Below are 11,720 nucleotides of genomic sequence, written 5' to 3' on the forward strand. Positions count from 1 at the left end.
GGACCAGCAAAACAGAGGAGATCAAAATGTGGGAGCGGGCTTGCTCGCGAATGCGGTTTTCCAGTTAATGCATACGCTGACTGACACACCGTTTTCGCGAGCAAGCCCGCTCCCACATTGGTCGTGTGGCGCCCTTTTTATCGTTGTTTCATCCTGTCGATAATCACCGCCAGCAACAGGATCGAGCCGCGAATCACGTATTGGTAGAAGGTGTCGATGTTCTTCAGGTTCATCGCGTTCTCGATGATCGCCAGAATCAGCACCCCGGCAATCACATGCCGGATCATCCCGATCCCGCCGCTCAGCGACACCCCGCCCAGCACGCACGCCGAGATCACCGTCAGCTCGAACCCCTGGCCAATCATCGGTTGCCCCGAGGTCATCCGCGACGCCAGGATCACCCCGGCCAACGCGCCGATCACGCCGTGCACGGCAAAGATGATGATCTTAGTGCGATCGACATTCACCCCGGCCAACAGCGCCGCTTCCTGGTTGCCGCCGATGGCCATGGTGTTGCGCCCGTAGGTGGTGTAGTTCAGCAACCAGCCAAAAAACACAAAGCACAGCACGGTGATGACGATTGGCACCGGCACGCCAAATAGCTGGCCGTTACCAAAGACGAAGAAGTTTTCGTCCATCACGCCGACCGCCTTGCCGTTGGAAAAGATATACGCCAGCCCACGCACGATCTGCATCGTCGCCAGCGTCGTGATCAACGCGTTGATCCGCAGCTTGGCGATCACGATGCCGTTGATCAGTCCCACCACCAGGCCCATGGCCAACGCCGCCGACACGCCGAAGAACACGCTGTCGGTGTCGCGAATCACGATCCCCGCCACCACGCCCGAACAGGCGATCACCGAACCCACCGACAAGTCGAAGTGCCCCGACGCCAGGCAAAACAGCATGGTGCAGGCCGCAATCCCCACAGTGGAAATCGCCAGCCCCAGGCCACGCATGTTCAGCGGCGAGAGGAAGTTGTCGATGAAGATGGCGCTGAGCACAAAGATGCTCAAGGCCGCCAGCAGCATGACCCAATCATCGAGAAACTTGCGCTGGTTGAACCCCGGCCAGAAGCTTCTTGCAGTTTTTACCTGTGACATACCCACCTCGTATTCTTCAGTCCCGCGTACGCGGAAGAGCCAGTTGCAGCAGCCGTGCTTCGTCCGCTTGATCGCGGGTCAATTCGCCGGTCAGGGCGCCTTCGCTCATCACCAGGATGCGGTCGGAGATGCCCATCACTTCCATCAGGTCGCTGGACACCACGATCACCGCGATGCCACTGGCCGCCAGGTTATGAATGATCTGGTAGATCTCCGATTTCGCACCGATATCAATGCCGCGGGTCGGCTCGTCCAGCAGCAACACTTTCATCGGCATCGACAACCAGCGGCCGAGAATCGCCTTCTGCTGATTGCCGCCCGACAGGAACAGAATCGGCTGGTCCGCCGACGGCGTGCGCACGTTCAGCGCGCTGATCTGCCGCTGGGCGTTGGTGCGTTCCCAGCCGCCCTGGATCAGCCAGCCGAAGCGCGCATGGTCACGCCGCGCACTGATATTGATGTTCTCCGCAACACTCGCGCGGGGCACGATGCCTTCCTTCTTGCGGTCCTCGGGGCAGAGCAACACCCCCGCCGCAATCGCATCCCGTGGTGTCTTGAACGTCTGCGCCTGGCCATGCAGCACCAGGGTCCCCTGGGTGCTGCGGGACAGCCCGGCGAGCAGGCGCAACAACTCTGTGCGCCCGGCCCCCACCAGGCCGAACAGCCCGAGAATCTCGCCCTTGTTCACCTGCAGGCTCACCGGTTCCTGCAACCCCGGCCCGAGCAAACCTTCGACTCGCAGCGCTTCACCGCAGTGCTCGCGCGGCCTGTAGTCGTAGATATCCTGGATATCGCGCCCGACCATGCAGTTGACCAGTTGGTCGACGTTCAACTGCGTCATGTCCTCGAACGTGCGCACGAAGCGCCCGTCCTTGAACACCGTCACCGCATCGCAGATACGGAACACTTCTTCCATGCGGTGCGACACGTAGAGGATCACCCGGCCTTCATCCCGCAGTCGGGCGATGATCACCATCAGCCGCTCGATCTCACGGGCCGAGAGGCTGCTGGTGGGTTCGTCGAACGCAATCACATGGGCGTTGCGCGACATGGCCTTGGCGATTTCCACCAGTTGCCGCTGGCCGAGGGACAGGCTGCCCAGGCGCATGTTCGGATCGATTTCATCCGCCAGGCCCTTGAGCAGTTCCCGTGCCTTGCGCACCATCGCCCCGCGATTGACCACGCCAAAGCGCGACGGCATATGCCCCAGCAGCAGGTTCTCGGCGACGGTCATTTCCGGCACCAGTTGCAGCTCCTGGTGAATCACTGCGATGCCGCTGGCGATGCTGTCGGCCGCCGACTTGAAACTCACGCTGCGTTCGCCCAACTGCAAGCTGCCGCTGTTGGGCGGATAAAAACCGCCGAGGATTTTCAGCAAGGTCGACTTGCCCGCGCCGTTCTCGCCCATCAGCGCATGCACCGAATGGGGCCGCGCTTCGAAGCTGATCTGCGCCAGGGCCTTCACCCCGGGAAACTCCTTGCCGATGCCGTTGAAGCGCAGGCTCTCTGCAGCGGCGCTGTTCATTTCCACAGACCGATCTTGCTCAACTCTTCCTTGAAGTTGGCGCGGGTGATCAGGGTCACGTTATCCAGTGCGGTGAACTTGGCAGGCTCAGTGCCTTTGGTCACCCACTCGAACATCGAGGTCGCAGTTTTATAGCCGGACGCATCGGGGCTGAGCAGCATCGAGCCGTAGAAACCGGTGTCGGATTTCTTCAGTTCTTCGATGGCGTCGGTGCCGTTGATGCCCACGCCAATCACGTTTGTGGCCTTGAAGCCGGCGCTTTCGGTGGCGCGTACGCCGCCCAGTACGGTGCTGTCGTTCATGCCGCCAATCAGCAGGTTTTTCGCGCCGCTGGGCAGTTTCACCAGGGCCGAGTTGGTGGAGTCCATGGCGCCCGGCACGTCGAGGGTTTTCTGCGCGGTGAACAGGATATGGTCAACCGGCAGGCCGGCGGCCTTGAGGCCTTCTACCGAACCGTCGGTGCGCTTCTTGCCGGTTTCCAGCTCGTCGAAGGTATTGATGACGGCGTAGGTGTCCTTCCAGTCCCAGTTGCGATGCTTGGCTTCGGTGGCCATGGCTTCGCCTTGTTTCTGGCCGATCTTGTAGGCGTCCAGGCCGACGTAAGGCACGTCTTCCATGGGCTTGCCCTTGGCGTCGACGAAGCGGTCGTCTACCGCCAGCACTTTGAGGTTATTCAGCTTGGCCTTGGCCATGATCGCAGGGCCCAGGGACACGTCCGGCGGGCAGATCACGAAACCCTTGGCGCCGTTGGCGGCCAGGGTATCGATGGCGGACAGGGTTTTCTCGCCGTCGGGCACGGCGATCTTGATCACGGTGAAACCATGGTCCTTGCCGGCTTTTTCAGCGAAGGCCCATTCGGTCTGGAACCAGGGCTCTTCCGCCTGCTTGACCAGGAAGCCGATCTTTACTTCTTCGGCAGAGGCCAGGCCGCTGAGCGCCATCGTGAGGGCAAGGGTGCCTAGTGTTTTCTTGAGCATGAACCACCTCTTCTTGTTATTTGGAAAAGTTTTAATCGTGGTACATCACCGACCGCCCACCATCGATCATCAGGCAGGTGGCATTGATAAAGGGCGCCTCATCGGTCGCAAGAAACAGTGCCGTCATCGCCACTTCAATCGGCTGGCCGATGCGCTTGGGCGGGTGCAGGTCGAAGGCACGCTGGCGCTCGGCGTGCGGGTCGGCAAAGCCGTTCCAGTAATCGACGTTGAGCTGGGTTTCGATATAGCCCGGCGCGATGGCATTTACGCGGATGCCCTTGGGCGCGTATTCGATGCCCAGCGCGCGGGTCAGCCCGAGCAGGCCGTGCTTGGCCACCGGGTACGGGAAGCAGCCCGGAATGATGTGGCTGGAATGGGTGGAGGCGATATTGATGATGTTGCCGATGCCTTGCTCGATCATGTGCGGCAACACGGTACGGCAGCCGTACCAGGCGCCGTCGAGGTCGATGGCGAAGCAGCGGCGCCAGTCTTCGTCGGTCATTTCCAGCGGGTCGCGGAACACGTTGACGCCGGCGCAATTGACCAGCACATCAACGCGGCCAAAGCGTTCGATAGCTACGTCCACCAGGGCGCGCCATTGATCCTTGGAAGTGATGTCGACAGGTTGTGCGTAGATCTCGGCGCCGTGTTCGCGCCAGTGGGCGGCGACCCGCTCGACCTTCTCGCCCTGGATATCACCGATCACCAGGCGCGCCTGCTGAGCCTGGAAGCAGGCGACGATAGCCTCGCCAATGCCTTGGGCGGCACCGGTGATGACCACGACTTTGTTCTTCAGTCGCTCGCCGTAAGTCGGCTCGGGCACCGGAGGTAACGACAACGGTTGTGCCTGCATCGCTTCACCTGTTTTGTTTTTGGTAGTGAGTGCTGATGCGCAAGACTATAAACCCAGAAACCGGAACATCTCAATATATAAATTATCATCCCATATAGTGAGCAAATATATAAAAAAACCGGCTTTAAAAGCCGGTCCTTTATGCACACTTAACCCTGTGCGAAATCCCTGAGGGCGTCGCCTTCCATGCGGTAGCGTACCCACTCTTCCTGGGGCTGGGCACCGATGGATTTGTAGAACGCGATGGCCGGCTCGTTCCAGTCCAGCACGCTCCACTCGAAACGCCCGCAGCCGTTGTCACAGGCGATTTTCGCCAGGTGGCGCAGCAACTTCTTGCCCGCCCCGCCACCGCGTTGCTCGGGGTTGATGTACAGGTCTTCGAGGTACAGGCAGTTGCTGCCCAGCCACGTGGAATAGCTGAAAAAGAACACCGCAAAGCCGATCGGCAAACCGTCGCGCAGGCAGATCAGGCCGTGGGCGGTGGCACCTTCACTGAACAGGCTGCGCTCGATGTCCACCACGCTGGCGATCACTTCGTGCCGGGCTTTTTCATAGTCGGCAAGCTCGGTGATGAAGGTCAGGATCTGCGCAGCATCGCTGGGCACGGCGGGGCGAATCTCGATGGTCATGGGCAGGCCTTGTCAGGGAAAGAGAGCACACATACTAAGGCGCTTTAATGACCGATTGCAGTGCAATTTGATTCGCGGCTAACCTGCAGGCCATCGACCTTTGAGAATCCCCATGCCCTTCACGCCCTTGACCGACCTCGCCGCGACGTTATTGCCTCACGCCCTTGAGCCTTCGGAAGACGGCGCCCACGACCTGTCCCACTTGCAACGGGTGTGGCACAACGTGCGGTCGATCCAGGCAGAGGAAGGTGGCGATCTGGAGGTGCTGCTGGCGGCGGTGCTGCTCCATGACTGCGTCGCGGTGGAGAAGAATTCGCCGTTGCGTTCCAAGGCCTCAACATTGGCGGCGGACAAGGCCGGGCAGATTTTGCAGGGGTTGGCGTGGCAGCCCGAGACGATTGCAGCGGTGACCCACGCCATCGAGACCCACAGCTTTTCGGCGGGCCTGACGCCGGTGACGCTTGAAGCAAAGATTATGCAGGATGCCGACCGTTTGGACTCCCTGGGCATGATCGGCGTGGCCCGCACATTTTACATCGCCGGGCGCATGGGCAGCGGGCTGTATGACCCGGCTGACCCAACGGCGCAGCATCGCGAGTACGACGACAAGCGCTTTTGCCTCGACCATTTCCAGACCAAGCTGCTGCATCTGGCGGGCGGATTTCAGACGCCGACGGGGCAACGCATGGCCCTGGCGCGCCATGAGCGGTTGAAGGGTTTCATGAACCTGTTCATCGAAGAAATAGGCACGCCATACTCCGCTGCGGGCTAACGCAAGCGCCGCGAACCACAGAACAATCCCACGTGCCGTGCATGGTAAAAAGTTGGGCATAAATCCAACAGACGCAAGGCTCCCCCATGCACGCCTCACCTGCGGTCGGCGGAAAACTGTTCGCCCTTTTCTGCCTCGCCAGCTACCTGCTTTCCCTGTCCTATGGCTCGACATTCTTGCTGTCGCTGCTGATCCATTCGCGCGGCGGCAACGAACACGACGCCGGCAGCGTGATCTCCATGGCGATGCTCAGCACCTTTGTGGCGGTGCTGGTTTCCGGGCATCTGGCCGACCTGCTGGGGGCTGCCAGGTCGATCGCCCTGCTCGGCGTATTGCTGGTGGTGGCGTGCCTGGGCTTTGCGCTGGCGCCGGGGTTCGGCGAGGGCTTGATGTTCTTTGGCTTGTCGTTGGGATTGGGCTGGGGCGTGTTCTACACGTTGGGGCCGATCATCGTCGCGATGCTGGTGGAACCGGCGCAGCGGGCCAAATATTTCGCACTGCTGTCGGGCAGCATGATGACCGGAATCGGCTCCGGGCCACTGCTGGGGCGGGCGGCAAGTGCCCTGGATTTTTCGCTGACGGCGGCCTTTCATATAGCAGCGCTGGCGAGCCTGGTGGGTGTGCTGATTTTCTGGCGACTGGGTCGCGCGCTGAGTCAACACACCGCGCCGGTGGCGAAGATTTCCTGGTCGGCGACACGCAAGGTGCTGTCGTCCCGGGCGGTGTTCGCGATCATCATGGTGGGCCTCGGCGGTTGCGTGTTTGGCGGGCTGTCGAGTTTCCAGACCAGCTACGCGGCGTTGCACGGGCTGGACTATTCGCTGTTCTTCCTGGGCTTCATGAGTGCGGCGATTACCAGCCGCCTGCTGATCGCCGGCATCGTGGTCAAGCGTGATCCGTATTGGGCGGCGTGTGTGTTGTCGGGGTTGATGCTGGTGTCGATTTTCCTGTTCGGGTTCAGAGTCAGCGGCAACTACAGCTACCTGCTGGCAGCCGTCACCCTGGGCGTCGGTTACGGCCTGACGTATTCGGTGATCAATGGTTTGGCTGCGAACGAGGCACCCGCTGGCACCACCTCCCAGGCGTTGCTGTTGTTCAGCCTGGCGTACTTTATCGGGGTGTTCGGTTTCCCGCTGCTGGCGGGCAAGGTCATCGTCGAATACGGCATGCCGACCCTGTTGATGAGCGTACTGGCGGTGGCGCTGCTCAATTGGCTGATCACGGTGGCGCGGTTGATCTGGCGCCGAATCTCGTCACACAAAATCTTACAAGCGACCTAAGACCGTTCGTCGGTATCGAGGCACGAATCACAAACGAGGGCGGACCAATATCAGGTAAGGACATTAATCATATGGAGACACCATCATGACGACTTCCAAATTTGCCGCCCTCGCCCTCACCGGTTTGCTGTCTGCTGTTTCGCTGAGCAGCTTTGCCGCCACCACAGGTTCCAGCACCGGCCCGACCGACCCTGTCGGCAGCCCGCCCAACCCGGCCGCCCAGGAGTCGAAGGACTCGATGGGTACCGGCATGGACACCAACGGCGGCGCCATCATCGACAACAGCAGGGACCCACGCACCCAGGGCGACGACACCAATCGCAACAGCGGTGCGGTGCCCAACGGCAAAATGGGCCCAGGTGCCACTTCGCCCTCGATCAATAAAGGCGATGACTCCAACATCCCCGGCGCGCCAAAACAGCCCGCGCCTTAATGCGCAAGAAAGACGAACACCCAACCATTTCCCAGTGAAGAGGTATGCATGAACGTCGATCACAACCTTGAAAAAGAAGTCCTCACCCGTCTGCTCCACGCTCATCCCAGTGGGTTGGGCAAAGAAGTGCTGGACAACTACCGAGGTGAAAAAGTGGTGGCCAGCGCCTTGGCCACCTTGCAGGACCGCGGGTGGATCAAGGAAGGCCATGTGACCTGCAACGATGCCGGTGAACATTCGCTGAACCTGCCGATCAAGCTCACCGCGTCCGGCGTGGAAGCGGCTCGCAAGCTTGAAAGCGAAGCGAGCCAATAACACACCTTGCCTGGTCTGGCCCTCGTATCTTGTATGAGGGCCAGAAGGAGTATCGCAATGCCTCGTGGAAGCAAAGCCAAATACACCACCGAACAGAAGCGCAAGGCCGCCCATATCGAAGCGAGTTATGAGCACCAGGGCTTGTCGAAAGAAGAATCCGAGGCGCGGGCCTGGGCCACCGTCAACAAGCAGTCTGGCGGCGGCGAAAAGGCCGGCGGTTCAGGCCAGCGCAAGGCGCCGGCGAAGAAGTCCCAGGACCGGCATGAGTCGGCTAAGCGGGCCGCTGCCAGCCGTGAGGGGCATCCGCGTAACAGCCGGGTTTCGCTGGGTACGCAGACCAAGGAAAGCTTGCTGAGAGAAGCGCGTGCCAGGGACATTCCCGGCCGCTCGACCATGCGCAAGGATGAGTTGGTTGAGGCGCTGAAAAAGGCCGGTTAACGCGGAACAAAATGTGGGAGCGGGCTTGCTCGCGAAGGCGGTGTATCAGTGTCAGATTCATTGGCTGACCCACTGCATTCGCGAGCAAGCCCGCTCCCACATTTTTTGGTCGGGTTTTCACCCAAGGAATCAGCGGTGGGCGGCCACCAGTAGCATCATTGGGCGTTCAAGCTCTTCTGCCAGTGCGGGACGGGCTTTCAGGTCCGCTTCGCTCGGGCCCCACTCGTCGACATGAGTCAGGGTAAACCCCGCCTGGATCAACAGCGTCAGCAACGTGCCCACGGTGCGATGTTGCTTGATCACACCCTCCGCCAGCCAGTTTGTCACCCGTGGTCCTTGCAACTGGTAGCTGTCCACCGGCCAGCTCTTGCGCCCTTGCTCATCAACCAGCCAGCCCGGCTGCCGGGGCGCCATGAAGATCGGATGCTCGATGGAAAATACCAACCGCCCGCCCGGGACCAACGCTTGATGGATACGCGCGAACAGGCCCTTAAGATCAACGATGTAATGAAACGCCAATGAGCTGTAGGCCAGGTCGAAAGCGGCATCCGGAAGGTCGAGTTTTTCCAGGTCGGCGATGCCATAGGTGATGGCCGACGACGAAGTCATCTCCTTTGCCCGCGCCAGCATTTTTTGCGAGACATCCAGCCCCAGCACCTGTTCGGCGCCCTGCTCCTGCGCCCAGCGACTGAACCAGCCGTAGCCGCAACCCAGGTCCACCACTTTCAACCCTGGCATCGGCGGTAGCATGGCTTGCAGAGCCGGCCACTCCGGCGCGCCGGCGAGGCCTTCTACCGAGCGACCCATTTTGCTGTAGCCCTCGAAGAAAACCTCGGTGTCGTAGATGTTCTGGGTCATGACGCTGCTCCGTGCTGAATGGCGACTATTCTGCCGAATCAGCCCTCGCTCAACAACGCATCCACTTCAGCCGTGCCCGGTGAGGTGGCCGGCCCCCAGCGCGTGACCGCCAAGGCCGCCGCCGCGTTCGCGCGACGTGCCGCGACAGCTGGCGCCAAACCATTGGCCAGGCCGGCGATAAACACCCCGGCGTGAGCATCGCCGGCACCGTTGCTGTCCACCGCCTTGACCTTGAATCCCGGCACATGCTCGCCCTGGCCATTACGGCTGATCCAGCAGCCATTCGGTCCATCGCGCACCACCAGCAAGGTGTCGGCGGGCAAGTGCTCGTTGAGCTTGAGCAATGCCCCCGCCAGATCGCTCGCGCCGGTAAAGGCCAGCGCTTCCGGACCGTTGCTGGTCCAGATATCGATACGCGGCAACAGGGCGACCATCAAGGCCGAGTCCGGTGCCTTCACCAGCGGGCCCGGATCGAACACCACCGTGATCTGGCGCGGCAATGCCAATAGCCAATCGAGCAACGCCTGGGCCTTGCCTTCCAGCAGCAGGCTGTAGCCACTGACGTACACGTAGTCGTCGTCGCGTGGTACCGCATTGGCCAGGTCTTGCGCCAGCAAGTCACCCTCAGCGCCAATATGGGAAATGAAGGTGCGCTCGGTAGTGGCTTCGGTCAGGGACACACACAGGCCTGTGTCCTTGTCGTCGCTGGCGGCCAGGGCCATTTCAATGCCCTCGGCCTGCATCGCCGCGCGCGCCAGGTCGCCGAAGCGGCCGGTGCCATGGCGGCCCAGGTAGACCACCGGCAAGCCGTTGCGTCGGGCCGCGGCCATCACGTTGAAGCCACCGCCGGCTTCGAAGCTGGCGGAGTTGGCCAATACATCGCCACCGGTGGCAGGCAATGTGTCGAGGGACATGACCAGGTCGACGATGACCTGGCCGCTGTGCAGCAATCTAGACATTAGCGCTCTCTACCAAAGCCGGGCGACGATCAGCCGCGCCCCCCAGTACCGCATAAATCCCGCCGGCCACCAGGAAGGTGACGATCCAGCCCAGGCCGTTGTGGCCCAGCCACGAATCGGACAGCGGACCGGCGAACCAGATGTTCTCGGCCGTGGTGCCGATGGTGGTGAAACTGAAGCCCAGCACGATCGCAATCGCCCAGGCGCCGAACGCACGCCATTCAACCCCGCCGCGATACCAGTAGGCGCTGCTTGGCGTTACGTCCAGCAGGTCTTTGGGGCTGTAGTAGTGGCGATGAATCAGGTCGACGACAAAGATCCCGACCCAGGCGGTGATCGGTACCGCCAGCAACGAGATGAAGGTGATGAACGGGCCGTAGAAACTGTCGGCGATCAGCATGAAGTAGATCGAACCGGCGAAGATCGCGACGATGTCGACGATCACTGCGTGCACGCGCTTGACCTTCAAACCGAGGGTCAAGGTGGTGAGGCCCGCCGAGTACACCGACAGGTTATTCGACAGCAACAGCCCGCCAAACGCGGTGATCAGGTACGGCACCGCCATCCAGGTCGGCAGCATGTCGCGGATCGCGATGATCGGGTCAGTGGCCGACGCCAGGTCGTTGTTGCCCACCGACAGCAAACCGCCGAGGGTGATCAACAGCACCAGCGGAATCCCCGCACCGAATGCCGCGGAGGCCACCAGGCGCACGGCCTTGACGCTACGGTGCTGGTAGCGCGACATGTCGGCACCGGCGTTGGCCCAGCCGATACCGGTACCGGCGGCCATGGTGCCGACGCCGATGATCATCGCGCTCAACGGCGCAGGCGTGGCGTTGAATACCGCGCTCCAATCGATGGTGGCGCAGAGGAAGCCGCCCACCAGGATATTCAGTGCGCCGAACACGTAGGTGGCCCACTTCTGGATCACCAGCAAGGTGGCATGGCCCAGGCCCGACACGGCGAGGGTCAGCAGCACGAAGATGCCGATGAACAGCAGGGTCAGTACCGGAGCGCTTTTGGCGGCAACCGGCGAATTGAACAGGATCGAGCACAACGACAACAGCACGAACGCAGCCGTAGTGGTGTTGACGGTTTCCCAGCCGAGGCGCGACATCAGCGACACCAGCGTCGGGCCGATATTGCCGCGTACGCCAAAGATCGCCCGGGACAGGGTCAGGCTCGGTGCACGGCCACGACGGCCGGCGATGGAGATGATGCCGACCACCGCAAACGAACCGGCAGCGCCGAGGATTGCGACGATGATCGCCTGCCAGATCGCCAGGCCGCGAAACGCCACGAGGGTCGCGCCCAGGGGCAAGCCGAGGATGCTGATGTTGGCCGCAAACCAGACCCAGAACAGTTGCAGCGGATGGCCGTTGCACTCGCCTTCCGGGACCGGCTCGATGCCGCGTGTTTCCAATTGCCCGGCGCTTTGGCCGGAAGAGGACGTACTCATGGTGGGGTGCTCCTGATGCCTGTTTTTTTGTGGTTGTGGCAGGTTGGCAAGTTGAATCTGTGTGCCGGTCTTCCTGACTCGACTGGATCAATGTGGGAGCTGGCTTGCCTGCGATAGCG

The 11,720-nt window shown here is 61.5% G+C and carries 13 protein-coding genes; 5 read left to right on the forward strand and 8 right to left on the reverse strand.

All coding sequences use genetic code 11. The annotated features are described in order from the left end of the window. Positions 1–137 precede the first annotated feature (137 nt). From araH to JV201_RS21595, 5 genes are all read right to left on the reverse strand, one after another. A complete protein-coding gene (araH, locus tag JV201_RS21575; RefSeq protein WP_004371231.1) occupies positions 138–1,103 on the reverse strand; it encodes an L-arabinose ABC transporter permease AraH in 966 nt (321 codons plus the stop codon). A gap of 16 nt (positions 1,104–1,119) precedes the next feature. After that, entirely contained in the window at positions 1,120–2,628 is a 1,509-nt protein-coding gene (araG, locus tag JV201_RS21580; protein ID WP_004371233.1) for an L-arabinose ABC transporter ATP-binding protein AraG, read from the reverse strand. Next, positions 2,625–3,605, reverse strand: coding sequence for a substrate-binding domain-containing protein (locus JV201_RS21585; RefSeq protein ID WP_008434927.1), 981 nt, complete (start codon positions 3,603–3,605; stop codon positions 2,625–2,627). Before JV201_RS21585 ends, araG begins: the two co-directional genes overlap by 4 nt. Before the next feature lie 31 nt (positions 3,606–3,636). Next, entirely contained in the window at positions 3,637–4,458 is an 822-nt protein-coding gene (locus tag JV201_RS21590; RefSeq protein WP_177019571.1) for an SDR family oxidoreductase, read from the reverse strand. 149 nt (positions 4,459–4,607) lie between these two features. After that, on the reverse strand, positions 4,608–5,087 hold the full coding sequence (locus JV201_RS21595) for a GNAT family N-acetyltransferase (RefSeq protein WP_004371239.1): 480 nt from the start codon (positions 5,085–5,087) through the stop codon (positions 4,608–4,610). Positions 5,088–5,199: 112 nt separating this feature from the next. Here JV201_RS21595 and JV201_RS21600 point away from each other — a divergent pair, with 112 nt between their 5' ends. The 5 genes from JV201_RS21600 (at position 5,200) to JV201_RS21620 (ending at position 8,325) form a co-directional block, all read left to right on the forward strand. Further along, positions 5,200–5,859, forward strand: coding sequence for an HD domain-containing protein (locus JV201_RS21600; protein WP_004371242.1), 660 nt, complete (start codon positions 5,200–5,202; stop codon positions 5,857–5,859). A gap of 86 nt (positions 5,860–5,945) precedes the next feature. Next, on the forward strand, positions 5,946–7,139 hold the full coding sequence (locus JV201_RS21605) for an MFS transporter (RefSeq protein ID WP_177041393.1): 1,194 nt from the start codon (positions 5,946–5,948) through the stop codon (positions 7,137–7,139). Between the two features lie 85 nt (positions 7,140–7,224). After that, entirely contained in the window at positions 7,225–7,572 is a 348-nt protein-coding gene (locus tag JV201_RS21610; RefSeq protein ID WP_177008408.1) for a hypothetical protein, read from the forward strand. A 48-nt stretch (positions 7,573–7,620) separates the two neighbouring features. Continuing rightward, positions 7,621–7,887, forward strand: a complete 267-nt coding sequence (locus tag JV201_RS21615; protein ID WP_087692767.1) for a hypothetical protein — start codon at positions 7,621–7,623, stop codon at positions 7,885–7,887. A gap of 57 nt (positions 7,888–7,944) precedes the next feature. Continuing rightward, positions 7,945–8,325, forward strand: coding sequence for a termination factor Rho (locus JV201_RS21620; protein WP_219406028.1), 381 nt, complete (start codon positions 7,945–7,947; stop codon positions 8,323–8,325). Between the two features lie 129 nt (positions 8,326–8,454). On the opposite strand, the gene JV201_RS21625 is transcribed toward JV201_RS21620, so the two are convergent. From JV201_RS21625 to JV201_RS21635, 3 genes are read right to left on the reverse strand one after another with little or no spacing between them, the layout of a single operon-like run. Then, positions 8,455–9,183, reverse strand: coding sequence for a bifunctional 2-polyprenyl-6-hydroxyphenol methylase/3-demethylubiquinol 3-O-methyltransferase UbiG (locus JV201_RS21625; RefSeq protein WP_219406029.1), 729 nt, complete (start codon positions 9,181–9,183; stop codon positions 8,455–8,457). A gap of 38 nt (positions 9,184–9,221) precedes the next feature. Next, entirely contained in the window at positions 9,222–10,142 is a 921-nt protein-coding gene (locus tag JV201_RS21630) for a PfkB family carbohydrate kinase (RefSeq protein ID WP_177035141.1), read from the reverse strand. Beyond that, positions 10,135–11,601, reverse strand: a complete 1,467-nt coding sequence (locus JV201_RS21635) for a cytosine permease (protein ID WP_008434943.1) — start codon at positions 11,599–11,601, stop codon at positions 10,135–10,137. Before JV201_RS21635 ends, JV201_RS21630 begins: the two co-directional genes overlap by 8 nt. Positions 11,602–11,720 lie beyond the last annotated feature (119 nt).

Source organism: Pseudomonas sp. Colony2 (genome assembly GCF_019382755.1).
Lineage (GTDB): Bacteria > Pseudomonadota > Gammaproteobacteria > Pseudomonadales > Pseudomonadaceae > Aquipseudomonas.